24 protein-coding genes are annotated in these 24,019 nt (G+C 68.7%); 21 read left to right on the top strand and 3 right to left on the bottom strand.

The window, feature by feature from the left end:
- The 7 genes from thrC (at position 1) to prmC (ending at position 9,496) form a co-directional block, all read left to right on the top strand.
- Positions 1-1,065 (top strand): threonine synthase, encoded by a 1,065-nt coding sequence (thrC, locus tag ACZ5BU_RS35960; protein WP_465705384.1) that lies wholly within the window; start codon positions 1-3, stop codon positions 1,063-1,065.
- A gap of 79 nt (positions 1,066-1,144) precedes the next feature.
- Positions 1,145-2,035, top strand: coding sequence for a homoserine kinase (thrB, locus tag ACZ5BU_RS35955; RefSeq protein WP_465705382.1), 891 nt, complete (start codon positions 1,145-1,147; stop codon positions 2,033-2,035).
- 323 nt (positions 2,036-2,358) lie between these two features.
- The gene (rho, locus tag ACZ5BU_RS35950; protein ID WP_465705380.1) at positions 2,359-4,539 is read left to right on the top strand and encodes a transcription termination factor Rho; all 2,181 of its coding nucleotides are present in this window, start codon (positions 2,359-2,361) and stop codon (positions 4,537-4,539) included.
- 142 nt (positions 4,540-4,681) lie between these two features.
- The gene (locus ACZ5BU_RS35945) at positions 4,682-7,102 is read left to right on the top strand and encodes a bifunctional YncE family protein/alkaline phosphatase family protein (RefSeq protein WP_465705378.1); all 2,421 of its coding nucleotides are present in this window, start codon (positions 4,682-4,684) and stop codon (positions 7,100-7,102) included.
- Positions 7,103-7,222: 120 nt separating this feature from the next.
- Positions 7,223-7,429, top strand: a complete 207-nt coding sequence (rpmE, locus tag ACZ5BU_RS35940; protein ID WP_465705376.1) for a 50S ribosomal protein L31 — start codon at positions 7,223-7,225, stop codon at positions 7,427-7,429.
- A 166-nt stretch (positions 7,430-7,595) separates the two neighbouring features.
- Positions 7,596-8,672, top strand: coding sequence for a peptide chain release factor 1 (gene prfA, locus ACZ5BU_RS35935; protein WP_465705374.1), 1,077 nt, complete (start codon positions 7,596-7,598; stop codon positions 8,670-8,672).
- On the top strand, positions 8,669-9,496 hold the full coding sequence (gene prmC, locus ACZ5BU_RS35930; protein ID WP_465705372.1) for a peptide chain release factor N(5)-glutamine methyltransferase: 828 nt from the start codon (positions 8,669-8,671) through the stop codon (positions 9,494-9,496). The genes prfA and prmC overlap by 4 nt, the downstream gene beginning before the upstream one ends.
- On the opposite strand, the gene ACZ5BU_RS35925 is transcribed toward prmC, so the two are convergent.
- From ACZ5BU_RS35925 to ACZ5BU_RS35915, 3 genes are read right to left on the bottom strand one after another with little or no spacing between them, the layout of a single operon-like run.
- The gene (locus ACZ5BU_RS35925) at positions 9,493-10,374 is read right to left on the bottom strand and encodes an endonuclease/exonuclease/phosphatase family protein (RefSeq protein WP_465705370.1); all 882 of its coding nucleotides are present in this window, start codon (positions 10,372-10,374) and stop codon (positions 9,493-9,495) included. The two genes, prmC and ACZ5BU_RS35925, sit on opposite strands and share 4 nt — an antisense overlap.
- Positions 10,371-11,309, bottom strand: a complete 939-nt coding sequence (locus tag ACZ5BU_RS35920) for a hypothetical protein (protein WP_465705368.1) — start codon at positions 11,307-11,309, stop codon at positions 10,371-10,373. Before ACZ5BU_RS35920 ends, ACZ5BU_RS35925 begins: the two co-directional genes overlap by 4 nt.
- Before the next feature lie 28 nt (positions 11,310-11,337).
- Positions 11,338-12,357, bottom strand: a complete 1,020-nt coding sequence (locus ACZ5BU_RS35915; protein WP_465705366.1) for an adenosine deaminase — start codon at positions 12,355-12,357, stop codon at positions 11,338-11,340.
- Positions 12,358-12,477: 120 nt separating this feature from the next.
- Between ACZ5BU_RS35915 and ACZ5BU_RS35910 the strand changes: the two genes are divergently transcribed.
- The 14 genes from ACZ5BU_RS35910 (at position 12,478) to ACZ5BU_RS35845 (ending at position 24,019) form a co-directional block, all read left to right on the top strand.
- The gene (locus tag ACZ5BU_RS35910; RefSeq protein ID WP_465705364.1) at positions 12,478-13,233 is read left to right on the top strand and encodes an L-threonylcarbamoyladenylate synthase; all 756 of its coding nucleotides are present in this window, start codon (positions 12,478-12,480) and stop codon (positions 13,231-13,233) included.
- Positions 13,233-14,351 (top strand): glycosyltransferase family 4 protein, encoded by a 1,119-nt coding sequence (locus ACZ5BU_RS35905; RefSeq protein ID WP_465705362.1) that lies wholly within the window; start codon positions 13,233-13,235, stop codon positions 14,349-14,351. The genes ACZ5BU_RS35910 and ACZ5BU_RS35905 overlap by 1 nt, the downstream gene beginning before the upstream one ends.
- 204 nt (positions 14,352-14,555) lie before the next feature.
- Positions 14,556-15,020 carry a hypothetical protein gene (locus ACZ5BU_RS35900; RefSeq protein WP_465705360.1) on the top strand — a complete coding sequence of 155 codons (465 nt, stop codon included), beginning with the start codon at positions 14,556-14,558 and terminating at the stop codon, positions 15,018-15,020.
- A 90-nt stretch (positions 15,021-15,110) separates the two neighbouring features.
- The gene (locus tag ACZ5BU_RS35895) at positions 15,111-15,323 is read left to right on the top strand and encodes an AtpZ/AtpI family protein (protein WP_387667144.1); all 213 of its coding nucleotides are present in this window, start codon (positions 15,111-15,113) and stop codon (positions 15,321-15,323) included.
- A 109-nt stretch (positions 15,324-15,432) separates the two neighbouring features.
- Complete coding sequence (gene atpB / locus ACZ5BU_RS35890; RefSeq protein WP_465705358.1) at positions 15,433-16,215, top strand: F0F1 ATP synthase subunit A; 783 nt, start codon at positions 15,433-15,435, stop codon at positions 16,213-16,215.
- Positions 16,216-16,288: 73 nt separating this feature from the next.
- Positions 16,289-16,525, top strand: a complete 237-nt coding sequence (gene atpE, locus ACZ5BU_RS35885; protein ID WP_387667138.1) for an ATP synthase F0 subunit C — start codon at positions 16,289-16,291, stop codon at positions 16,523-16,525.
- A gap of 35 nt (positions 16,526-16,560) precedes the next feature.
- Positions 16,561-17,130: a F0F1 ATP synthase subunit B gene (locus ACZ5BU_RS35880; RefSeq protein WP_465705355.1), complete on the top strand. Its 570-nt coding sequence runs from the start codon at positions 16,561-16,563 to the stop codon at positions 17,128-17,130.
- Complete coding sequence (locus ACZ5BU_RS35875) at positions 17,130-17,927, top strand: F0F1 ATP synthase subunit delta (protein ID WP_465705354.1); 798 nt, start codon at positions 17,130-17,132, stop codon at positions 17,925-17,927. The genes ACZ5BU_RS35880 and ACZ5BU_RS35875 overlap by 1 nt, the downstream gene beginning before the upstream one ends.
- Before the next feature lie 26 nt (positions 17,928-17,953).
- Positions 17,954-19,591, top strand: a complete 1,638-nt coding sequence (atpA, locus tag ACZ5BU_RS35870; protein ID WP_465705352.1) for a F0F1 ATP synthase subunit alpha — start codon at positions 17,954-17,956, stop codon at positions 19,589-19,591.
- A gap of 5 nt (positions 19,592-19,596) precedes the next feature.
- Complete coding sequence (locus ACZ5BU_RS35865; protein WP_465705349.1) at positions 19,597-20,508, top strand: F0F1 ATP synthase subunit gamma; 912 nt, start codon at positions 19,597-19,599, stop codon at positions 20,506-20,508.
- A gap of 5 nt (positions 20,509-20,513) precedes the next feature.
- Positions 20,514-21,968 (top strand): F0F1 ATP synthase subunit beta, encoded by a 1,455-nt coding sequence (atpD, locus tag ACZ5BU_RS35860; protein WP_465705347.1) that lies wholly within the window; start codon positions 20,514-20,516, stop codon positions 21,966-21,968.
- Position 21,969: 1 nt separating this feature from the next.
- The gene (locus ACZ5BU_RS35855; protein ID WP_465705345.1) at positions 21,970-22,374 is read left to right on the top strand and encodes a F0F1 ATP synthase subunit epsilon; all 405 of its coding nucleotides are present in this window, start codon (positions 21,970-21,972) and stop codon (positions 22,372-22,374) included.
- A gap of 110 nt (positions 22,375-22,484) precedes the next feature.
- Positions 22,485-22,916 carry a DUF2550 domain-containing protein gene (locus ACZ5BU_RS35850; RefSeq protein ID WP_141852773.1) on the top strand — a complete coding sequence of 144 codons (432 nt, stop codon included), beginning with the start codon at positions 22,485-22,487 and terminating at the stop codon, positions 22,914-22,916.
- A gap of 80 nt (positions 22,917-22,996) precedes the next feature.
- Positions 22,997-24,019 (top strand): LacI family DNA-binding transcriptional regulator, encoded by a 1,023-nt coding sequence (locus ACZ5BU_RS35845; RefSeq protein ID WP_465705343.1) that lies wholly within the window; start codon positions 22,997-22,999, stop codon positions 24,017-24,019.

Genomic DNA, 24,019 nt, shown 5'->3' with positions numbered 1-24,019 from the left:
ATGGTGCACCAGTGGCGTGGCGTGATCGAGGAGTACAGAGACCGGCTTCCCGTTTCGGCGGACACGCCGGTGGTCACGCTCGGCGAGGGCGGGACGCCGCTGGTGGCCGCGCAGTGGCTGAGCGAGCAGACCGGCTGTGAGGTGTGGCTGAAGGTCGAGGGCAACAACCCGACCGGCTCGTTCAAGGACCGCGGCATGACGGTCGCGATCTCGCTCGCCGCACAGGCGGGCGACAAGGCGGTCGTGTGCGCGTCGACGGGTAACACCTCGGCGTCGGCGGCGGCGTACGCCGTACGCGCCGGGATGCTGCCGCTGGTGGTGATCCCGGCCGGGCGGATCGCGAAGGGCAAGCTCGCGCAGGCGGTCGTGCACGGCGCGAAGCTGGTGCAGATCGACGGCGGGTTCGACGACTGTCTGCGGATCGTGCGGGAGCTCGGGAAGAACTACCCGGTCGCGCTGGTGAACTCGGTGAACCCGGTACGGCTCGAGGGACAGAAGACGGCCTCGTTCGAGGTGTGCGACGCGCTCGGTGACGCGCCGGACCTGCATCTGCTGCCGGTGGGGAACGCGGGCAACATCGCGGCGTACTGGAAGGGGTACCAGGAGTACGCCAAGGACAAGCTGGCGACCCGGACGCCGAAGATGTGGGGCTTCCAGGCGGAAGGTGCGGCGCCGATCGTACGCGGTGCGATCGTCGAGAAACCGGAGACCGCGGCCACCGCGATCCGCGTCGGGAACCCGGCATCCTGGACGCTGGCGGAACAGGCGCGGGACGAGTCGGGTGGCCGGATCGACCTGGTCACCGACGAGCAGATCCTCACCGCCCAGCGGGACCTCGCCGCCCACGAGGGCGTCTTCGTCGAGCCCGCCTCGGCAGCCGGTGTCGCGGGTCTCCTGCTCGCCAAGTCCAACGGCGAAGTCCCCGGCGGCTCCACGATCGTCATCACCGTCACCGGCCACGGCCTGAAGGACATCGACACGGCACTGGGACACGTCGCCTTCGAGGAGCCACCAGTCACTCCCGCAGACACAGACGCCGTCGCCCGCATCGCGGGTCTGGTCTGAGCGAGCTGTGATGGGAGAAGAGGCGAGCGCGCTGCCCCGATCCAGTGGCCGCAGGCCGTGTGACCAGGTGCGCGTGCGAGTGCCGGCGACCAGCGCGAATCTTGGGCCCGGGTTCGACGCGTTCGGGTTGGCTTTGACGTTGTACGACGATCTGGTGGTTACGCCGTGCGGGTCCGGGGTGACTGTGCAGGTGAGCGGGTGCGGTGAAGGTGAACTGCCGTTGGACGAGTCGCATCTGGTGGTGCGGTCGATCCGGGCGGGGCTCGAGGCGCTGGGGGCTTCGGTGCCGGGGTTCACGTTGCGGTGCGAGAACCGGATCCCGCACGGGCGCGGGCTCGGGTCCTCGTCGGCGGCGATCGTCGGCGGGCTCGCGGCGGCGTACGCGCTGGCCGGCGAACAGCTCGACCGCGAACGTCTCGTCGTACTGGCGAACGAGCTCGAAGGGCACCCCGACAACGTCGCCGCGGCCGCACTCGGAGCGTTGACTATCGCTTGGACTGAAGGCGGAACCGGCCACGCAGTGAAACTCGAACCGGCGGCGGGAACTGCTGTTGTTGCCTACGTACCGGACAACCGGGTGCTGACCAAGGAGGCGCGCGGGCTGCTGCCGGGCGTTGTTTCCCACACCGACGCCGCGGCCAACGCCGGAAAGGCCGCCCTGCTCGTCGCCGCCCTCACCGGTCGGCCCGAACTGCTGCTCACGGCGACCGAGGACCGGCTTCACCAGGAGTACCGCGAACCGGCGATGCCGGAGAGCCTCGCGCTGGTCCACAAACTGCGCGGGAGCGGTCTCGCGGCGATCGTCAGCGGCGCCGGCCCGACGGTCGCCGTCCTCGGCACCCAGGACGGCAAGAGTGCAGGTCAGGACGCGTTTTTCCGCGGTACGCCGGACGCTCCGGACGGCTGGACGAAGTACGAACTGGGCATCGACCCGGTCGGCGTACAGGTCTGGTCGATGGAGGCGGGCTGACGCGGGGAATGCCGGGTCCCGGACACGCGTTGTACCCCGGGAGTCGGCAGAAGGACCTGTTGTGGTGCTAGTCTCGACTCACCCGATCCCCTCCAGGTGATCGGTGTGCTCTCGTCACGATCCGGGCTGTGCTCCCGGCACCCTGTGTTGTGTGGCGACCCTCCTGTGGATGTGACCTGACGCCGCCTGCGTCGGAGATGTCCGGGGGGACTCAGATCGAGCGAGAGACTTCTTGTACCCCGCGTGCCCGTTGTGTGGCCGTGGGTGAAATTTGGTCGATGTGCCGTGCAGGCCTTCGACGATCCGTGTGGGAAGGACCTCACGTGACAGAAACTGTTGAAGCCTCCAGCGGAGCAGACGCCGCGGCTACCACCGCCACGCGTCGCCGGAAAGCTGGTGGCGGCCTCGAGGGCATGCTGCTCCCCGAGCTCAAGCAGCTCGCCGGGACGCTCGGCATCAAGGGCACCGGCGCACTGCGCAAGGGCCAGCTGATCGAGGCGATCAAGGCCGCTCAAGCGGGTTCCTCCGCGGGTGGCTCTACCGGCGGTGGCCGGGCGAAGGCGACGCAGCCGACGCTCGACGAGTCCGCCGAGACGCCGGCGGCGAAGACCGCTGAGCCGGCCAAGCGCGAGGGCGGCAGTCGCCGGACCCGCGCCGCCGCACAGAAGGACGCGGCCCCCCAGAACGAGGCCCCGGACGCGGCTCCCCAGAACGCGGCCCCGCAGCACGACGCCCGGCAGAACGGTGCCGCCCCCGAGGCCGCCGTCGAAGCGCCCGCCGCGAAGCAGACGCAGCCGGAGTCGGCCACGCAGAACGGTGCCCAGGCCGTACAGGCCGAGGAGCGCGCCGACGACCGTGGTGAGAACCAGGGCCGCTACCGCGACCGGAACAACAACCGGAGCCGCGACAACCAGAACCGCGACCAGAACCGGGACAACAACCGGGACGGTCAGCGCGACGCCAACCGCGAGCAGAACCGCGACGCCAACCGGGACGGCAACCGCGAGCAGAACCGCGACAGCCAGGCCCGTGACAACCAGGCCCGTGACAACCGCGGCGACAGCCAGGCCCGTGACAACCAGGCCCGTGACAACCGCGGCGACAGCCAGCGGAACCGCCAGGACCGCCAGGACCAGAACGACCGCGGTGTCGACCGGGGCGAGGACGGCGAGGGGCGTCGGCGTCGTCGCCGGGGCCGCGACCGGGACCGGACCCGCGACGGCCAGGGCGCCCGCGACGGTGGCCGGGACAGCGGTCGCGACAGTGGGCGCGACGGTGGCCGGGAGAACACCCGCAGCCGTGGCCGCGGCGACCGGTACGACGCCGAGCCGACGATCACCGAGGACGACATCCTGGTCCCCGCGGCCGGCATCCTCGACGTACTCGACAACTACGCCTTCGTCCGGACCAGCGGCTACCTGCCCGGCCCGAACGACGTGTACGTCGCGCTCTCGATGGTGAAGCGCTACGGCCTGCGCAAGGGTGACGCGATCACCGGCGCGGTGAAGCAGCCGCAGGAGGGCGAGCGCAAGGAGAAGTTCAACCCGCTGGTCCGGATCGACACCGTGAACGGTGCGGACCCGGAGATCGCCAAGCAGCGGCAGGACTTCAACAAGCTCACCCCGCTGTACGCGACCGAGCGGCTCCGGCTGGAGACCGAGCCGGGCGTCCTGACCACCCGGATCGTCGACATCGTCAGCCCGATCGGCAAGGGTCAGCGCGGCCTGATCGTCTCCCCGCCGAAGGCCGGTAAGACGATGGTGCTGCAGGCGCTCGCGAACGCGATCACCACGAACAACCCCGAAGTACACCTGATGGTCGTGCTGGTGGACGAGCGGCCCGAAGAGGTCACCGACATGCAGCGGACGGTCAAGGGCGAGGTCATCGCCTCGACGTTCGACCGGCCGGCCGACGACCACACCACGGTCGCGGAGCTGGCGATCGAGCGGGCGAAGCGGCTGGTGGAGCTCGGGCACGACGTGGTCGTACTGCTCGACTCGATCACCCGGCTCGGCCGGGCGTACAACATCGCGGCGCCGGCCAGCGGCCGGATCCTGTCCGGTGGTGTGGACTCGTCCGCGCTGTACCCGCCGAAGCGGTTCTTCGGTGCGGCCCGCAACATCGAGGACGGCGGCTCGCTGACCATCCTTGCGACCGCGCTGATCGAGACCGGCTCGAAGATGGACGAGGTGATCTTCGAGGAGTTCAAGGGCACCGGCAACATGGAGCTCCGGCTGCGCCGCGAGTTCGCCGACCGGCGGATCTTCCCGGCGATCGACGTGGTCGCCTCGGGCACCCGCCGCGAGGAGCTGCTGATGTCCAAGGACGAGACGCAGGTGGTCTGGAAGCTGCGCCGGGTGCTGTCCGCACTCGACGGCCAGGCCGCACTCGAACTCCTGATCGGCAAGCTCAAGGAGAGCAAGTCGAACATCGAGTTCCTGCTGCAGGTGAACAAGACAACGCCGTCGACCGGCACTACGCACAGCACCACGAACGGCGACTGACCGTACGGCGGTTCTCGGCTGGCTGAGGCTTTTCTCAGCCAGCTGAGAAAAGCTGTTCCGGGGGTTCATCTCGACCTCACCGAAGGTTTCTCCCCGGAGGAAATGTCCAACCCGTCAAGTACTCACTTGGGCGGGAGTTGGAATGCGCACACGATGGCGACTGGCCCCGGTCGTCGGGATCGCGTTGGTGGCGGCGACCGGGGTCGCGGCCGCGAACGTCGTACCCGGCCGGCACGCCGGTCCGCACCCGGACGGTACGGCGACCACGACGTACGGCTGGCGGGTCTCGCCGGCCGGCGACCAGACGAAGCTCGGCGAGAAACCGTTCGGCTCGGCGCTCAGCCCCGACGGCAAGTACCTCGCTATCAGCAACGACGGCACCCGGACGCAGAGCCTCTCGCTGGTCGAGGCCGCGACCGGCAAGGTCGTCCAGGAACTCCCGTACGCGAGCCCGCAGGCCCTGTTCATCGGCCTCGCCTGGAGCCCGGACGGCAGCAAGCTGTACGCCGCGGCGGGCGGCAACGACAAGATCCGCGTCTACACGCAGGCGAACGGCCTGCTCACCGAGATCGCGCCGATCACGATGCCGAAGGGCTCGTTCCCGGCCGGCATCGCGCTGAACGCCGACGGCAGCAAGCTCTACGTCGCCGACAACGGCAGTGGTGGATTGTCAACAATCGACGCCGCGACCGGGACCGTCCTCGGCACGGTCGCGACCGGCCCGAATCCGTTCACCGTCGGCCTGACCGCCGACGGCAGGTCCGCGTACGTCTCGAACTGGGGGACCAACACGGTCTCCGTCGTCGACACCGCGACGCTGACCGTCCGCAAGACCCTCACCGTCGGCAGCCACCCGACCGCGATCCTGCGGATCCCGGCCACCGGCGAGCTGCTGGTCGCGATCACCGACGCCGACAAGGTGATCGGCATCGACCCGGCCACCGACACGATCACGCGGACCATCGAGCTCGCGCCGTACCGGCAGGCACCAGTCGGTTCGAGCCCCCAGGGCCTCGCGATCAACGGGACGACGTTGTATGTCGCCAACGCCGGCAACAACGACGTCGCGGTCGTGAACCTGCGGAGCAACCACGTCACCGGGTTGATCCCGACCGGCTGGTACCCGACCACGGTGACCGTCACGAAGGACAAGCGCCGCCTGCTGGTGACGAACGCGAAGGGCCTCGGCGCCGGCCCGAACCCGGGCGGCCCACAGCCGACCAACCCGGTCGTCGACTACTCGCAGTACGTCGGCTCGATGATCATGGGCACGCTGTCGGACATCGCCGTACCGAGCCGCGACCAGCTCGCGTACTACACCAAGCAGGTCCGCGAGAACGACGGCTTCGACGCTGCCGTCCGCCCCAACGGCCCGGCGAACGTCGTACCGGTGCGGCCGGGCGACCCGAGCCCGATCAAGCACGTGATCTACGTGGTGAAGGAGAACCGCACGTACGACCAGGTGTTCGGATCGCTCGGCAAGGGCGACGGCGACCCGTCGCTGAACCTGTTCGGCGACGACTCGGCCCCGAACCAGCGCCAGCTGGCGCGGCAGTTCGTCACGCTGGACAACTTCTACGCCGACGGCGCGGTCTCGTCGGACGGCTGGGAGTGGGCGACCGCGTCGGAGTCGAACGCGTACAACGAGCACCTCTGGCCGGTCGCGTACAGCAGCCGCGGCCGCGGCGACGACGTGTACACGAACCAGGCGACCGACCCGGGCAAGCTGACCGGCGACTCGCGGATCTGGGACCGGCTCGACGACGCCGGCATCTCGTACCGCAACTACGGCATGTGGGCGGGCGGTCCGCTACCCGCCAAGGTGTTCGCGACCGAGCCGCGGCTGTCCGCGCACACCGACCCGAACTACGCCGCGCAGAACGGCGACATCCGGGACAACACGCGCGTCGACGAGTGGCTGAAGGAGTTCACCGCGGCCGAGAAGCTGCCGACGATGCAGTTCGTCCGGCTGGGCAACGACCACACGTTCGGTACGTCGGTGGGCAAGCCCACGCCCAAGGCAGCGGTCGCCGACAACGACCTGGCGCTCGGCCGGATCGTCGACGCGGTGTCGCACAGCAAGTACTGGAAGGACACCGCGATCTTCGTCACCGAGGACGACGCGCAGAACGGGCCCGACCACGTCGACGCGCACCGGACCGTCGCGCTGGTGGTCAGCCCGTACACCCAGACCGGCAAGGTCGACTCGACGATGTACAGCACGGTCGCGATGATGCGGACGATGGAGCTGATCGGCGGGATCGGCCCCCTGACCCAGTTCGACGCGGCGGCGACGCCGATGACCGCGAGCTTCACGAACAAGCCCGACTTCGCGCCGTACGACGCCCGCACGCCGTCGCAGTCGCTCGACGAGAAGAACACCGCCTCAGCGCCGCTCGCGGCGGAGTCGTCGAAGATGAACTTCAGTGCCGCCGATCTGGCGCCCGAGCAGCAGCTGAACGAGGCGATCTGGAAGAGCGTGAAGGGTGCGGACAGCCCGATGCCTGCGCCCCGGGGCGCTCCGGCGGGCGGGTCCGAGGCGGCCGAGGAAGGCGGGCGCTGAGTAAGATCCTTGGGCCCGGATTTCCGCCTGATTGCGGGCTCGTGGCACACTAGATGGCTGGTTCCGGTTCACGTTCGTACCGTGCGGACGACCCGGGGCACCTGATCCTAGGAGACTGTCTTGAAGAGCGACATCCACCCGACGTACGTGGAGACCCAGGTGACCTGCACCTGCGGCGCCTCGTTCACCACGCGCTCGACCGCGGAGAACGGCGTGATCCACGCCGACGTGTGCTCGCAGTGCCACCCCTTCTACACCGGCAAGCAGAAGATTCTGGACACCGGTGGCCGGGTCGCCCGCTTCGAGAAGCGGTACGCCAAGAAGTAGCGGCGAAAGCTCTGGGCGAGGTGTGCCTGCGGAAAGCGCAGGCCACCTCGCTTTCGCGTGTTGTGCGGCGCGCTTCGCTTGCCGCGAGCGGGGGCTTCGCCACCCGCACCCCCTTTGCGCGGGGCTGGCGTGGGTTCGAGTATGGGGCTGAAGGGAGGAGTGCGGGATGTTCGAGGCTGTGGAGACGCTGAAGGCGGAGTACGCCGAGCTGGAACGGCAGATGTCGGAGCCGGAGCTGCACTCCGACCAGGCCAACGCCCGCCGGGTCGGCAAGCGGTACGCCGCGCTGGCGCCGGTCGTGCGGACGTACGACGAGTGGCTGCAGACCGGCGACGACATCGAGGCGGCGAAGGAGCTGGCGTCCGAGGACGCGACGTTCGCCGAGGAGGCGACCCGGCTGACGGCCCGTCGTGAGGAGCTCGCGGAGCGGCTGCAGACGCTGCTCGTACCGCGGGACCCCAACGACGACAAGGACGCGATCCTCGAGATCAAGGCCGGCGAGGGCGGCGACGAGTCCGCGCTGTTCGCCGGCGACCTGCTGAAGATGTACCTGAAGTACGCCGAATCGCAGAACTGGAAGACCGAGGTGCTCGACTCGGCCGAGTCCGACCTCGGCGGGTACAAGTCGATCACGGTCGCGGTGAAGGCGAAAGGTACGCCTGAGCCGGGTGACGCGCCGTACGCGAAGCTGAAGTTCGAGGGCGGCGTGCACCGGGTCCAGCGGGTACCGGTGACCGAGTCGCAGGGGCGGATCCACACGTCCGCGGCCGGCGTGCTGGTGCTCCCGGAGGCCGAGGACGTCGACGTCGAGATCGACCAGAACGACCTGCGGATCGACGTGTTCCGGTCGTCCGGGCCGGGTGGGCAGAGCGTCAACACGACCGACTCCGCCGTACGGATCACCCACCTGCCGACCGGCATCGTGGTGTCGATGCAGAACGAGAAGTCCCAGCTGCAGAACCGCGAGCAGGCGATGCGGGTGCTGCGGGCGCGGTTGCTGGCGGCCGCGCAGGAGGCGGCGGACCAGGAGGCGTCGGACGCCCGGCGTTCGCAGATCCGTACGGTGGACCGCTCGGAGCGGGTGCGTACGTACAACTTCCCGGAGAACCGGTTCTCCGACCACCGGGTCGGGTACAAGGCCCACAACCTCGACCAGGTGCTCGGCGGGGAACTCGAGCCGGTCATCAAAGCCCTCACCGAAGCCGACCTGGCGGCCCGTCTCGAGGCCGTCGACTCCCAGTGAGCGCCAAGTCTCTTGTTTCTGAGGCGGCTGAGCGGTTGCGGGAAGCGGGGGTTGCGTCGCCTGAGTTCGACGCCGCTGAACTGCTTGCCTTTGTCACCGGTTCGAGCCGGCTGCATCTGAGCGAACCGACGGCAGACCAACAGGCCAGGTACGACGAGTTGGTTGCGCGGCGGGTGGCGCGGGAACCGTTGCAGCATCTGACGGGGACTGCGGCGTTCCGGTACCGGGAGCTGGCGGTGGGGCCGGGGGTGTTCGTGCCGCGGCCGGAGACCGAGGTGATGGTCGGCTGGATCCTGGAGCGGATCGCCGACGTACGGAATCCGCTGGTGGTCGACCTGTGCAGTGGGTCGGGGGCGATCGCGGGTGCGGTGGCGACCGAGCGGCCGGACAGTACGGTGCATGCCGTCGAGCTGTCGGCGGACGCCGTCGCCTGGGCCAGGCGGAACCTGGAAGGTACCGGCGCGATCCTGCACGAGGGCGACATCGACGGGTGCCTGCCGGAGCTCGACGGGCAGGTGGACGCGGTGATCTCCAACCCGCCGTACATCCCGTTGACTGCCTGGGAGTCCGTGACCGCCGAGGTCCGCGACCACGACCCGGCGCTCGCCCTGTGGTCCGGCGACGACGGCCTCGACGAGATCAAGGTCGTCGCGGCCACCGCCGGCCGGCTGCTCAAGCCCGGCGGCTGGTTCGCCTGCGAACACGCCGACGTACAAGGCGAATCAGCCCCCGCCGTCTTCGCCGCCACCGCCCAGTTCGCCGAGGTCCGCGACCAGCTGGACCTGGCCGGCCGCCACCGCTTCACCACCGGCCGCCGGGTCTAACGGCCGAGGCCGCGTCGGTCCGGTGTGGGGTGGGCGGGAGGTCTGGTGAGGTCCTGTGCGCGGATGCGGCCGACGGCGGGAGGCTGGGGCTCGCGGCGGTCGACGCGACAGACGACCAGGTGGTGATCGGCTCCCGGAACCTGGACCACCTCGACGTCGTGCGTGACCAGGTTCGGGGTGGAGAACAGCCGGTCGATCGAGCGGCCGTCCGGCGTGGTCGCCGGCGGCGGGTCGCCGAAAGCATCCACCAGACCGAGCGTCTCGCCGAAGAACTCCCGCGGATTCGGCATGTTCAGATCACCCGCAACCACCGCCCGCCGAACACCGCGCGCGGCCAGCTCCTCCTGCAGGTACGCCGTCAGCTGCGTCCCGTACACGCGCCCCGCGCCCTCCTGGTACGTGTACTCGACCCCATCCTCGCTCCGGAACATGTGGATCGGGCACACCTGCCCACCAACGATGTCGACCTCACCCAGCGCCCCGAAATCGCCCCGCGCGACCACGAAACCCTTCGGATGCGGAGGAATCGGGAGCCCCGTCCGCCAATGCAGGTAGTCGATCGAGGGCTGCGGCAGATCGATCCGCTCCAGCTCGGTCAGCGGGTACGCCGACGCGATACCGACGCCCAGCCGCTCGACACCCGGGATATGCGAGTCCGAGAACTCCTGCCGCGCGAACGACAGCCTCCGCCCCGGCATCGCCGCCGCGCCGAGCCGCTCCAGCTGATCGCTCCGGGTGTCGAGCTCGGTGACGATCAGTACATCGGGACGCATGCGCGCGAGCGCCCGCCCGAAGTCCGCCGTACGGTCGGCGTCGACGTACCCGTCCGGCCCGACCAGCCGGCCGCCGGCGACGTTGGCGAAAGCGATCGAGATCATTCGTAGACCACCAGCTCCGGCCGCGGCTTCAGCGCGAGGACCTGCGCCGGCGTCATCAGCGGACCGTGCCGGGTGTCCTCGGTGTAGAAGAGCTTGAACCCGGCGTGGACGGCGGGCGGCAGGTTGGTGGTGAGCTTGGCCCAGGTCTTGAGCTTGTCCGTACGAGCGCCGATCCCGTCGACCGACTTGATCGTCACGACTCCCGGATGCGCCTTCAGCGCGGCCTCGTTGCTGACGATCTTCGTCGACAGCTGGTGGAACACGAACGCCTTCTCCGGAAGGTGATGAGCCGTCACCAGCCCTGAGAGATACGCCGCGACGCTGTCGAGCTCGGCGCCCGTCGTGTGCCCGAACACCCGGCCCGGTACCTGCGTCGGACCGACCGCCCACTCGGGGTCGAACGCGAGCCCGACGTCAGGCTCCTTCAGCCACCGCTCGAGCTGTTTCACCTCGGGCAGGATCTTCGCCCGCCCCGGCTGGATGTCGAGCAGCAACAGCATCTTGTGCTTCCGAGCGACCGCCAGGTACGGCTCGATCTTCAGGTCGTCCAGCCGCCCGTGGTACAGCCCGTCCTTACCGCGTGATCCCCGTGCGACCACCGCGATCAGCTCCAGCACAGGCTGTGGTGTACGACCACCCGCGTACGCGCGGGACAGGGCCTCCAGCTTGGCCGCCTTCGCGTCCAGGTCCTTGTCCAGCGGTCCCAGCGCGGGAGAGCCGGGCAGACCGACGTACGCGACCAGCTGATACTTCGGGAACAGCACACGCCCGCCCCGTGGCAGGCCGTTCGGTGCGGGCGGGGGAGTGGGGCTGGGGTGTGCTGTCTGCGCTGTCTGCGCTGTCTTAGCAGGCGCTGCGGCCGGTGGCGGCTGGCTGTCGCTGCAGCCCGCCAGGCCCAGCAGTACGACGGCTACCGCCACACCGACTCTGCGCATCACCCCAGCCAACCACATGAACCTCCGGCTACACGGCGCCCACGTAGCTGTCGATCTCGGACACGATCGCGGCCTTGACCGAGTCCTCGGCGAACGACTCGCGGACCGCGGTCTTCGCCAGCTCACCGACACCGGCCTCGTCCAGGTCGAGCAGCCGGGCGGCGACGGCGTACTCGTTGGTCAGGTCGGTACCGAACATCGGCGGGTCGTCGGAGTTGATCGTCACCACCAGGCCGGCGTCGACCATCGCGCGCAGCGGGTGCACGTCGTACGACTCGACCGCGCGGGTGGCGATGTTGGAGGTCGGGCTGACCTCGAGCGGGATCCGGTGCTCGCCGAGGTAGTCGACCAGCGCCGGGTCCTGCATCGTCGACGTACCGTGGCCGATGCGCTCGGCCTTCAGTACCCGCAGCGCGTCCCAGATCGTCTGCGGACCGGTCGTCTCGCCGGCGTGCGGCAGGCTGTGCAGCCCGGCCGCGACCGCCGCCTCGAAGTGCGGCTGGAACTGCGGCCGCGGTACGCCGATCTCCGGGCCGCCGAGGCCGAACCCGATCAGCCCCTCCGGCCGGATCTTCGTCGCGATCCGCAACGTCTCGTCGGCGCCCGGGATCCCGTCCTCGCCGGAGATGTCGAAGATCCACCGCAGCGTCAGGCCGAACTCCTTCTCGGCCGCGACCCGGGCGTCCTCGATCGCCTCGCAGAACGCCTCCGCCTGGATGCCGCGGATCACCGAGGTGTACGGCGTGACGGTGAGCTCGGCATACCGCAGGTTCTGCTGCTCGGCCATCTCGCGGGCGATCTCGTAGGTGAGCAGCCGGACGTCCTCGGGCGTCTTGATCAGCTCGACGACGGACAGGTAGATGTCGATGAAGTGGGCGAAGTCGCTGAACTTGAAGTACTCGGTCAGCGCGGCCGGGTCGGCCGGTACCGGCGAGCCGGGGTGCCGGGCCGCGAGCTCGGCGACGATCCGCGGCGATGCGGACCCGACGTGGTGGACATGCAGCTCGGCTTTCGGCAATCCGGCGAGGAACTCATGCGTCACGGTCATGGGGCCTGATCCTAGAAAGAAGCGCAGGCGTTTGGCGCGGAAGCTGACAATCGTTTGTCAGTAACGCCCGGGAACGACCCGGTTAGGGGCCAGGCCCGCGTGAGTGGCACGATTCACTCCGTGAGTGAGCGCTTCGACTTCACCGGGGACGAGCTGGCACCGGCCTACCGCGCTGCGGTGGACGCCATCGAGGCCGGCGACCTGGTCGTGCTGCCGACCGACACCGTCTACGGGATCGCCGCCGACGCCTTCAAGGCCGACGCCGTGCAGCGGCTGCTGGACGCGAAGGGCCGCGGCCGGGACATGCCGCCGCCGGTGCTGATCTCGGTGGTGGAGTCGCTGGACGCGCTCGCCACCGACATACCGGAGGACGGGCGGAAGCTCTGCCAGGAGTTCTGGCCCGGCCCGCTGACGGTGATCTGCCACGCGCAGAGCTCGCTGATGTGGGACCTGGGGGAGACCCAGGGCACGGTCGCGCTCCGGGTGCCGGATCACGAGAACACCCGCGAACTGCTGTCCCGGACTGGTCCGCTCGCGGTCAGCTCGGCGAACACGTCCGGCCGGTCGGCGGCGCTCGACGTGTACGACGCCGAGGAGCAGCTCGGCGAGTCGGTCGCGGTGTACCTCGACGGCGGCGAGGCGGCCGGCGGGCAGCCGTCCACGATCGTCGACCTCACCGGCGACACCCCGCGGGTGCTCCGGATCGGCGCCCTGTCCCTCGAGCAGCTCCGCGAGGTCGTTCCTTCCCTGACAACCGACACCGACGAACCACCGGCCGACGAGAAGCTCGCCGACGAGATGCCAACTGATGAGCCGGTCGAGGCGTCCAACCAGGGCGAGGACAAGACCGACTCCGATGTGAGGCCTGCGGACTAGTGCGCGAGTACCTGCTGGTCATGTTCGTGGCGATGGCCACGACCTTCCTGCTGACCGGCGTCGCCCGGCAGATCGCGCTGCGGTACGGCGCGGTCGCCAAGGTCCGGGCCCGGGACGTGCACAAGGTACCGATCCCGTACTTCGGCGGCCTGTCGATCCTCGGCGGCCTGATCGCCGGCTACGCGGTCGCGAGCAATCTGCCGTTCCTCGGCAACAGCCTGCAGGTCGCGCACGACGCGCGGGCGATCCTGGTCGGCGGCGTGGTGATCTGCGCGGTCGGCGTGGTCGACGACCTGTACGAGCTGGATGCGATCACCAAGCTGGCCGGCGAGGTGCTCGCGGTCGGCGTACTCGTCGTCCAAGGCATCCAGTTGTTCTGGCTGCCGCTGCCCGGCGGTGTCATCTCGCCGTCGCCCGCGCAGCTGGCCGTGCTGACCGCGGGCATCCTGCTGGTGTCCTGCAACGCGGTGAACTTCGTCGACGGCCTGGACGGTCTCGCGGCCGGCGTGACCGCGATCGGCGCGACCGCGTTCTTCGTCTACTCGTACCTGCTGAACGTGCACGAGAACCTCGACCGGGCGACCACGTCGACGCTGATCACGGTCGCACTGGCCGGCGCCTGCCTCGGGTTCCTGCCGCACAACTTCTTCCCTGCCAGGGTTTTCATGGGCGACTCGGGCGCCCTGCTGATCGGCCTGATGCTGGCCGCGTCGACGATCAGCCTCACCGGCCAGATGGACCCGAACGCGGTCCCGTACGAGGTCGGCGGCTCCAGTCTGCTGCCTGCCCTGCTTCCGTTGGTGCTGCCAATCGCCATCCTCGCGATCCCCGCGCTGGACCTGACGCTGGCCTACATCCGCCGGACCAAGGCCGGCCGGTCACCGTTCGCCGCCGACAAGCAGCACCTGCACCACCGCCTGATGCAGCGCGGCCACTCGCACCGCCGCGCCGTCCTGCTGATGTACCTCTGGACCGCCTTGATCGCGTACGGCGTGGTGGTCCTCGGCCTGGTCCTGTACTGGTGGACGGCCCTCATCGTGCTGGCCGTCGCGGTCACCGCGGTGCTGCTCACGACCGGTCTTCCGGGGCGTTCCCGGAAACCGCTCGCCAAAGTCTGAGAGACCGCTGAGAGGGACCAGACCAGCGGCCGGTGTGGCCTACCGATAAGGTGTGGCTGTACAGCGGCAGGGGACTCGTTTTGCTGACCGTGCAGACTTTGTGCTAGTTTTCACAAGCACCAGCAAAGAACAGCGACACCCCTGACCCCGCCCACCAGACGATCTGGCCGCGAGACCAGAACGCCAGCAGGACGGAACCACCAGATGGCTCCTACGGCCCACAGCCCGAAACCCGCCGGACAAGCAACCAGGCACCCGGCGCTGGCAATGCTGCGCGGTGCTTTGGTCGCCGCGCTGGTCGTCGGCGTGAACGCCACCGCCGTCTCGGCCGTCGCCGCCGGTCTGCCCGGCCTCTGGGGAGCGCTCCTCGGGGTGCTGATGGTCGTCGTCTTCTCCGGCGCCGGTCTGTTCGCCCTGCACCTGTCCCGCCGGGCGAGCCCGACCATGCAGCTCGCGATCGCGATGACGTCGTACACCGGCCGGATCGCGATCTTCGGTGGCCTGCTGGCCGTCGCGCTGAACTCGGACGCCCTTGCCAAGCACGTGAATCTGACCGTGCTCGGCCTGGTCGCGATGGTGGTCGTGATCGGCTGGCTGGCCGGCGAGATCTGGGCCTGGTCCCGGCTCCGGATCCCGATCTACGACCTCGACAAAGAGGTGACGGCATGACCACCCTCGGTGACGCTTCGCCTGCTGTGGTGGAGGTTACTGGTGCCGGTGTGACTGGATGTGTCGCCAACTGGTACGTTTCGGGTGCCAATGAGCGAGCAAAAGGATCCGAAGCCATCACCCGGAGCGGGCGACGGCTGGCGGGTCCTGTCCTACTTGATCGGCGGTGTCGCGGTCTACGGCGGCATCGGGTTCGGGCTGGATCGCCTCTTCGGCACCCAGTTCCTGGTTCTGGTGGGCATCGTGATCGGTGCCGGCCTGAGCATCTTGATGCTGCACTTCCGGTACGGGTCGCGGTCCTGACCTCAGGTTCGATCCTTACCGGGTCTGAGTTTGTTGACCGCCATGCCCTGAGCCGCCCTGCCCTTTGCTACAAGGCGTCCGACTTGAGCACGACGCGAGAGGAGACCCGGTGATTGCCGGCGTTCCGACCGAGTTCACCCCGCCCGGTCCCCAGAGTTTCGAGCTTCCGCCGATCATCCCCGGCGTGGACTGGTTCACCAAGCCCGTGCTGGTGGCCGCGCTGTCCGTCGTGGTGATCATCTGGTTCTTCTACGGCGCGTCCCGCAAGGCCGCGATCGTGCCGAGCAAGCTGCAGTTCACCGGCGAGCTCGCGTACAACTTCGTCCGGAACTCGATCGCCCGGGACGCGATCGGCAGCCAGGAGTACATGAAGTACGTGCCGTACCTGTGCGGCCTGTTCTTCTTCATCCTGCTGAACAACGTGGCCGGCTCGATCCCGCTGATCCAGTTCCCGACCTTCAGCCACATCGGCTGGGCCTACGTCGCGGCGGTCATGAGCTGGGTGATCTACAACGCGGTGGGGATCAAGAAGAAGGGCCTCTGGGGCTACTTCAAGCACCAGACGATGCCGGCCGGCGTGCCGCTGTGGCTGATGCCGCTGATGATCCCGATCGAGTTCATCTCGAACATCCTGGTCCGGCCGATCTCGCTGAGCCTGCGGCTGTTCGCGAACATGTTCGCCGGCCACATCCTGCTCGGGGTGTTCGTGCTCGGTGGCGAGTACATGGTGTTCGAGTCCGGGAAGATCTTCCTCGGCGGCGTCGGCATCATCACGTTCATCATGGGCATCGCGATCGCCGGGCTGGAGCTGTTCGTGCAGTCCATCCAGGCCTACATCTTCGTGGTGCTGACCGCGCAGTACATCGGCAGCGCCATCGCCGACGAACACTGATCCGTACCACCCCTTTGACCCGTAGTAACGGAAACCCGGATAGCCCCTATCCGTACGGAAAGGAAACACCGCAATGGTGAGCAACATCGCTCTCGCAATCAGCGGCAACATCGCCGTTCTCGGTTACGGCCTCGCCGCGATCGGCCCGGGCGTTGGCGTCGGCCTGATCTTCGCGGCGGTCATCAACGGCACCGCGCGGCAGCCGGAGGCTCAGAGCAAGCTGCAGTCGATCGCCTGGATCGGCTTCGGTGTCACCGAGGTGCTCGCGATCATCGGTATCGCGCTGGCGTTCGTCTTCAAGAACGGCTGACCCGAACCCTCTCTTCTGACTGACAGGACACAGACATGCTGACGATGGTGCTACCGCTGGCTTCAGAGGGTGAGCAGATCAACCCGCTGCTGCCGCACACCGCCGAGATCATCTTCGGCTTCGTCTTCCTGGTCCTCTTGGCCATCGCCTTCGCCAAGGTCGTGGTTCCCCGGTTCGAGAAGGCGTACGCCGATCGGACCGAGGCGATCGAAGGTGGGATGAAGCAGGCCAAGGAGGCCCAGGCCGAGGCGAAGGCGGCCCTGGAGAAGTACAACGCGCAGCTGGCCGACGCCCGGCAGGAAGCTGCGAAGATCCGCGAGGACGCCCGTGAGCAGGGTGCGGTGATCATCGCGGAGATGCGTGAGCAGGCGAACGCCGAGGCCGAGCGGATCGTCACGCACGCGCGGGCCCAGATCGACGCCGAGCGGGCGCAGGCGGTGGCCTCGCTGCGCAGTGAGGTCGGCACCATGGCGACCACGCTGGCCGGCCGGATCGTCGGTGAGTCGCTCGAGGACGAGGCGCGCCAGCGGCGCACCGTCGAGCGCTTCCTGGCCGAGCTGGAAGAGTCGGAGTCCGCTCGTCAGGCTGTCGGAACGGACGGCTGATGCGCGGCGCGTCGAACGAGTCACTCGCCCGGGCCGAGCAGGCCCTGGCGGGTGCGGCCCCGGCCGAAGGCCTGGGCAGCGAGCTGTTCTCGATCGCCAAGCTGCTGGACGGCAGCGGCGCGCTCCGGCGTGCTCTGACCGACCCGGCGCGGCCGGCCGACGCCAAGGTCGCGCTGGCCCGGCAGCTGTTCGGCGGCAAGATCTCCGCCCAGGCGCAGGAGATCCTGGCCGCCGCCGTGGCCGGTCGCTGGGTCAGCGGCCGGGACCTCGGTAACACCCTGGACCAGCTCAGCGTCGAGGCCGAGGTGGCCTACGCCGACAGCCGGCGGAAGCTGGACGAGGTCGAGGACGAGCTGTTCCGGCTGGACCGGGTGGTCGCCGCCGAGCGGGCCCTGGCCGAGAAGCTGGGCGACCGGGCGATCCCGGTCGAGCACCGCCAGGAGCTGATCCGCGGGCTGCTGCAGGGCAAGGCCGACGCGACCACGGTGCGGCTGGCCGAGCGGGCCGTGGACGGCCGCGGCCGGAACTTCGCCGGCTCGATGCGCGCCTACCAGGTCGCCGCGGCGGCCCGGCGGAACGCCAGCATCGCGACCGTGCGGGTGGCCACCGACCTGACCGAGGCGGAGCGCACCCGGCTCGCGGCAGCGTTGGGGCGGCAGTACGGCCGGGACATCCAGCTGAACGTCATCGTCGACCCGAACGTGGTCGGCGGCGTCCGGGTGGACATCGGCGACGAAGTGATCGACGGAACCATCGCGGCCCGGCTCGACGACGCGCAACGGCGCATCGCAGGCTGACGGCCCTCCTAGATTAAGGAAACACAATGGCTGAGCTCACGATCAGGCCGGAGGAGATCCGGGACGCCCTCGATCGGTTCGTCACCGAGTACCAACCGGCCGACACCGCTGCCGAAGAGGTCGGTACCGTCGTCGACGCGGGTGACGGTATCGCGCACGTCGAGGGCCTGCCCTCGGCGATGACCAACGAACTGCTCGAGTTCGAGGACGGCACCCGGGGTATCGCGCTGAACCTCGACGTCCGTGACATCGGTGTCGTCGTCCTCGGTGAGTTCGACGGGATCGAGGAGGGCCAGCAGGTCCGCCGGACCGGCGAGATCCTGTCGGTGCCGGTCGGCGAGGGCTACCTCGGCCGCGTCGTGGACCCGCTGGGCAAGCCGATCGACGGCCTCGGCGAGATCCAGGGCATCGAGGGCCAGCGCGCGCTCGAGATCCAGGCGGCCGGTGTGATGGACCGCCAGGAGGTCCGCGAGCCGCTGCAGACCGGGATCAAGGCGATCGACGGCATGATCCCGATCGGCCGCGGCCAGCGCGAGCTGATCATCGGTGACCGCAAGACCGGCAAGACGGCGATCGCGGTCGACACGATCATCAACCAGAAGGCGAACTGGGAGTCCGGCGACCCGAAGAAGCAGGTCCGCTGCATCTACGTCGCGATCGGTCAGAAGGGCTCGACGATCGCCGCCGTCCGCGGCGCGCTCGAAGAGGCCGGCGCGATGGAGTACACCACCATCGTCGCCTCCCCGGCGTCCGACCCGGCCGGCTTCAAGTACGTCGCGCCGTACACCGGCTCCTCGATCGGCCAGCACTGGATGTACCAGGGCAAGCACGTGCTGATCGTCTTCGACGACCTGACCAAGCAGGCCGAGGCGTACCGCGCGATGTCGCTGCTGCTGCGCCGCCCACCGGGCCGCGAGGCCTACCCGGGTGACGTCTTCTACCTGCACAGCCGGCTGCTCGAGCGTTGCGCGAAGCTGTCCGACGAGCTCGGCGGCGGCTCGATGACCGGTCTGCCGGTGATCGAGACCAAGGCGAACGACGTCTCGGCGTTCATCCCGACCAACGTCATCTCGATCACCGACGGTCAGATCTTCCTGCAGTCCGACCTGTTCAACGCGAACATCCGGCCGGCCATCGACGTCGGTATCTCGGTGTCCCGGGTCGGCGGTGCCGCACAGGTCAAGGGCATGAAGAACGTGTCCGGCACGCTGAAGATCGACCTGGCGCAGTTCCGCGCGATGGAGGCCTTCGCGATGTTCGCGTCCGACCTGGACGCCACCTCGCGCCGGCAGCTGGACCGTGGTCAGCGGCTCGTGCAGCTGCTCCGCCAGCCGCAGTACTCGCCGTACCCGGTCGAGGACCAGATCGTCTCGATCTGGGCCGGTACCAACGGGCACTTCGACGACGTGCCGGTGACCGACGTGCTGCGCTTCGAGCGGGACTTCCTGGACTACCTGCGCCGGGAGAGCAAGGTGCTCGACGCGATCCGTGAGTCCGGGCTGTTCGGCGACGACGAGGCGCAGGCCGTGACCGACGCGCTGAAGTCCTTCAAGCCGACCTTCCAAACCTCCGAGGGCAACCTGCTCGGGACCGAGGCCGAGGTCGAGGCGATGGACGAGGCGGACGTCGACCAGGAGCAGATCGTCAAGCAGAAGCGGGGCTGATCGACGTGCCAGCCAACCTGCGGGAGCTACGCGATCGGAAGGCCTCGGTCACGACGATCAAGAAGCTCACCCGCGCGATGGAGCTGATCGCGGCGTCCCGGATCGTCAAGGCGCAGCAGCGCGCCCAGGCGGCCGGTCCGTACGCGCGTGAGCTCACCCGTGCCGTGTCGGCGGTGGCGACGTTCTCGAACGTCGACCACCCGCTGACCACCGAGAAGGAGAACCCGCGCCGCGCCGCGGTGCTGCTGATCACCTCGGACCGCGGTCAGGCCGGGGCGTACTCGTCCAACGTGATCCGTGAGGGCGAGCGGCTCAACCAGTTGCTGCGTGCGGACGAGAAGCAGGTCGTCCCGTTCCTCAGCGGCCGCAAGGGCATCGCGTACTACACCTTCCGCCAGCGCGAGGTCGCGCAGTCGTGGTCCGGTGACTCCGACAACCCGAGCTTCGCCCGGGCCCGGGAGATCGCCGACGCGCTGATCGAGGCCTTCCTGACCCCGACCGAGGAAGGCGGCGTGGACGAGATCCACATCGTCTTCACCCGGTTCGTGTCGATGCTCACCCAGCGCGCCGACGTCATCCGGCTGCTGCCGCTGGAGGTCGTCGAGGGCGAGGAAGCGCCGGCGCCGGACGAGGTACTGCCGCTGTACGAGTTCGAGCCCTCCGCGGAGGAGGTCCTCGACGGGCTGCTGCCGAAGTACGTCGCCAGCCGGATCCACTGGTGCATGCTGCAGGCGGCTGCCTCCGAGCTGGCCAACCGGCAACGCGCGATGAAGTCCGCGACCGACAACGCGCAGGACCTGATCGAGAAGCTGACGCGAGACCTGAACCAGGCCCGCCAGGCGCAAATTACCCAGGAAATCAGCGAGATCGTCGGTGGCGCCAGCGCGCTGGCCGACGCGAACGCCGGGAGCGAGTGAGAGAGATGACTGCCACGGTTACCGAGAAGAACAACGAGGCCGGCGCTGCTGCCGTCGGTCACGTCGCCCGGGTGATCGGCCCGGTCGTCGACGTCGAGTTCCCTGCGGACGCGATGCCCGACATGTACAACGCGCTCGAGGTGGACATCACCCTGGGCGACGTGACCCAGACGATCACCCTCGAGGTCGCGCTGCACGTCGGCGACAACATCGTCCGGGCGATCTCGATGAAGCCGACCGACGGCCTGGTCCGTGGCGCCGAGGTGCGCGACACGGGTGCGGCGATCTCCGTCCCGGTCGGTGACGTCACCAAGGGCCGGGTCTGGTCCGTGACCGGCAAGTGCCTGAACCAGGACGAGTCCGAGTTCGAGATCACCGAGCGCTGGCCGATCCACCGCAAGGCGCCGGCCTTCGACCAGCTCGAGTCCAAGACCGAGATGCTGGAAACCGGCATCAAGGTGCTCGACCTGCTCACGCCGTACGTGCAGGGCGGCAAGATCGGTCTGTTCGGCGGTGCGGGCGTCGGCAAGACCGTTCTGATCCAGGAGATGATCTACCGGATCGCCCACAACTTCGGTGGTACGTCGGTGTTCGCCGGCGTCGGCGAGCGCACCCGTGAGGGCAACGACCTCATCAACGAGATGGAAGAGGCCGGCGTCTTCAAGGACACCGCGCTGGTGTTCGGCCAGATGGACGAGCCGCCGGGCACCCGGCTGCGGGTGGCGCTGTCGGCGCTGACGATGGCGGAGTACTTCCGCGACGTCAAGCAGCAGGACGTACTGCTGTTCATCGACAACATCTTCCGGTTCACGCAGGCCGGTTCCGAGGTCTCCACGCTGCTCGGCCGGATGCCGAGCGCCGTCGGTTACCAGCCGAACCTGGCCGACGAGATGGGCGTGCTGCAGGAGCGGATCACGTCGACCCGTGGTCACTCGATCACCTCGATGCAGGCGATCTACGTACCCGCCGACGACTACACCGACCCGGCGCCGGCCACCACGTTCGCGCACCTGGACGCGACCACCGAGCTCTCCCGTGACATCGCGTCGCGTGGTCTGTACCCGGCCGTCGACCCGCTGACCTCGACGTCGCGGATCCTCGACCCGCAGTACATCGGCCAGGAGCACTACGACGTGGCTGTCCGGGTGAAGCAGATCCTGCAGAAGAACAAGGAACTGCAGGACATCATCGCGATCCTCGGTGTGGACGAGCTCTCCGAAGAGGACAAGATCACCGTCGCGCGGGCGCGCCGGATCGAGCAGTTCCTCTCGCAGAACACCTACATGGCGGAGAAGTTCACCAACGTCCCGGGTTCCACGGTGCCGCTGAAGGACACCATCGAGTCTTTCAAGAAGATCACCGAGGGCGAGTGCGACCACATCGCCGAGCAGGCGTTCTTCAATGTCGGTTCGCTCGAGGACGTCGAGCGCAAGTGGGCCGAGCTGCAGAAGGAAAACTGAGATGGCCGACGATTCTGCCAAGCACCTCGAGGTCGCGCTGGTCGCGGCCGAGCGGACCGTGTGGCAGGGCCAGGCCAAGATCGTGATCGCCCGGACCACGGACGGTGACGTCGGCATCCTGCCCGGCCACGCACCGCTGCTGGGCCTGCTGCAAGGCGGCACCGTCCAGGTGCGGACCGTCGACGACGAGTACTTCGTCGCGGCCGCGCCGGACGGCTTCATCTCGGTGGCCAACGACCGGGTATCGATCCTGGCCGAGAACGCCGAGATGGGTCACGACATCGACCTCGAAGAGGCCCGCCGGGAGCTCGAGCAGGCGCTGGCCGCCGGTCTCGACACCGACGACGCCACCGACGAGGTCCGGCTCGCCGAGGCCAGGGTCCGGGCCGCCGAGCAGACGTCCTGACCCGACCTGCCATAATCGGCACAATCGAATATCGTCACTGACAGTACGGTTCTCCGGGGTGCCCGGGGCAAGTACCCGAACGTAGGCACCGGAAATGGGGTCGGCAAGGTATGAGGACAGTCCTCGATGTCGTCGGGGTCTGTCTGCTTGCCGCCGTGCTGTTCATCGTGCTCGTCGCGTTCCGCCGTCGCTGGTTGTCCAGGGACGGCGGAACTTTTGATTGCAGCCTGCAGCTCGCCGAGAAGGAACACGGCCGCGGCTGGGCCCTCGGCCTGGCCCGCTACGTCGGCGACGACCTGCAGTGGTTCCGGGTCTTCAGCCTCGCCTGGTGGCCCAAGCTGACCGTGAACCGCCGCCAGCTCGAGGGCGTCACCACCCGCCGCCCGATGGGCAACGAGCCCCTGGTCACGTACGCCGGCCACGTCATCGTGGACGCGAAGCTCACCGACCGTACCGTCCACTTCGCGATGACCGAAGAAGCCCTCACCGGCGTCCTCGCCTGGATGGAATCGGCGCCTCCGAGCACCCAGACCTACCTCTGACCCGCGCCCGGTCTTGACCTCCGCGGCACAGTGTTCGTACCTTTGTAGCCGCCTGCTCATACGTATGAACAGGAGAGATCATGAAGGCGCCAAGACAATCCGACGTCGCTCGGCTTGCGGGTGTGTCCCAGTCCGCGGTGTCCCGGGTGGTGAGCGGGGACGTGGATCGGATTCCTGTGGAGACGCGGGAGCGGATCATGGCCGCGGTGCAGGAGCTCGGGTACGTCCCGAACGCGGCCGCGCGGAACCTGCGGAACAAGCGCAACCGGCTGCTCGGCGTCCATACCTTCGAGGCCGTGTTCCCGCACGCCCGCGAGGACTTCTACTTCGAGTTCCTGCTCGGGATCGAGGAGCGTGCCGAGGAGCTCGGGTACGACCTGGTCCTGTTCACCTCGACCGGGACCAGCGACGGTCGCCGGCGGATCTACCGGGACGGGACGAACCGGCTCAACCTCGCCGACGGCACCGTCCTGCTCGGTGCCGCGACCGATCGGGAGGAGCTGGCCCGGCTGTGGCACGACGGGTACCTGTTCGTCCACATCGGCCGCCGGGAGGTACCCGGCGCGGAGATCCCGTGCATCGTCCCGGACTACGTGACCGCCGTCGATCGGCTGGTGTCGTCGCTCGCCGACCGCGGTCACCGGCACTTCGCGTACCTGCGGGAAGGCATCGAGCAGGAGGCGTACTTCGACCGCCGCGCGGGCTACCGCGCCGCGGTCGAGCGGCTCGGACTGCAGGATCGGTCACCCGGTTTCCGCGGCGAGCCGGGGCTGTCCGAGGAGTGGCTGGACGAACTGGCGGCCGGGCCGGAGACCGCGGTAGTTGCCGAGGGCATCCGATTGGCCGAGGAGCTGCGGACGGGGTTGGCCGCTCGCGGGCGGAGCATCCCGGCGGACGTCTCGGTCGTGGTGCTGGAGGGCTCGGGGGACGAGCCCGGGCACCGCTGGGACTGCCTGGTGGTCCCGCGCAAGAAGATCGGCCGGATCGCGATCGACGCGCTGGTCGCGCGGGTCGAGGATCCGGAGGCCGAACCGGTCAGCCAACTGGTGGCCTGTGACCTGGTGGCCGGCGAAACCGTCGCCATGCCTCGTACTAAGGAGTGA

The sequence above is a fragment of the Kribbella sp. NPDC031520 genome, from assembly GCF_055580825.1.
This window is presented reverse-complemented; position numbering and strand designations above follow the sequence as displayed.

Bases quoted from the DNA above. Each gene is read 5' to 3' on its own strand.
- thrC (WP_465705384.1), top strand. From the start codon at position 1: ATGGTGCACCAGTGGCGTGGCGTGATCGAGGAGTACAGAGACCGGCTT.
- ACZ5BU_RS35945 (WP_465705378.1), top strand. From the start codon at position 4,682: ATGCGCACACGATGGCGACTGGCCCCGGTCGTCGGGATCGCGTTGGTG.
- prfA (WP_465705374.1), top strand. From the start codon at position 7,596: ATGTTCGAGGCTGTGGAGACGCTGAAGGCGGAGTACGCCGAGCTGGAA.
- ACZ5BU_RS35925 (WP_465705370.1), bottom strand. From the start codon at position 10,374: ATGATCTCGATCGCTTTCGCCAACGTCGCCGGCGGCCGGCTGGTCGGG.
- ACZ5BU_RS35920 (WP_465705368.1), bottom strand. From the start codon at position 11,309: ATGCGCAGAGTCGGTGTGGCGGTAGCCGTCGTACTGCTGGGCCTGGCG.
- ACZ5BU_RS35915 (WP_465705366.1), bottom strand. From the start codon at position 12,357: ATGACCGTGACGCATGAGTTCCTCGCCGGATTGCCGAAAGCCGAGCTG.
- ACZ5BU_RS35900 (WP_465705360.1), top strand. From the start codon at position 14,556: ATGGCTCCTACGGCCCACAGCCCGAAACCCGCCGGACAAGCAACCAGG.
- ACZ5BU_RS35895 (WP_387667144.1), top strand. From the start codon at position 15,111: ATGAGCGAGCAAAAGGATCCGAAGCCATCACCCGGAGCGGGCGACGGC.
- atpE (WP_387667138.1), top strand. From the start codon at position 16,289: ATGGTGAGCAACATCGCTCTCGCAATCAGCGGCAACATCGCCGTTCTC.
- ACZ5BU_RS35880 (WP_465705355.1), top strand. From the start codon at position 16,561: ATGCTGACGATGGTGCTACCGCTGGCTTCAGAGGGTGAGCAGATCAAC.
- ACZ5BU_RS35875 (WP_465705354.1), top strand. From the start codon at position 17,130: ATGCGCGGCGCGTCGAACGAGTCACTCGCCCGGGCCGAGCAGGCCCTG.
- atpA (WP_465705352.1), top strand. From the start codon at position 17,954: ATGGCTGAGCTCACGATCAGGCCGGAGGAGATCCGGGACGCCCTCGAT.
- atpD (WP_465705347.1), top strand. From the start codon at position 20,514: ATGACTGCCACGGTTACCGAGAAGAACAACGAGGCCGGCGCTGCTGCC.
- ACZ5BU_RS35855 (WP_465705345.1), top strand. From the start codon at position 21,970: ATGGCCGACGATTCTGCCAAGCACCTCGAGGTCGCGCTGGTCGCGGCC.
- ACZ5BU_RS35850 (WP_141852773.1), top strand. From the start codon at position 22,485: ATGAGGACAGTCCTCGATGTCGTCGGGGTCTGTCTGCTTGCCGCCGTG.
- ACZ5BU_RS35845 (WP_465705343.1), top strand. From the start codon at position 22,997: ATGAAGGCGCCAAGACAATCCGACGTCGCTCGGCTTGCGGGTGTGTCC.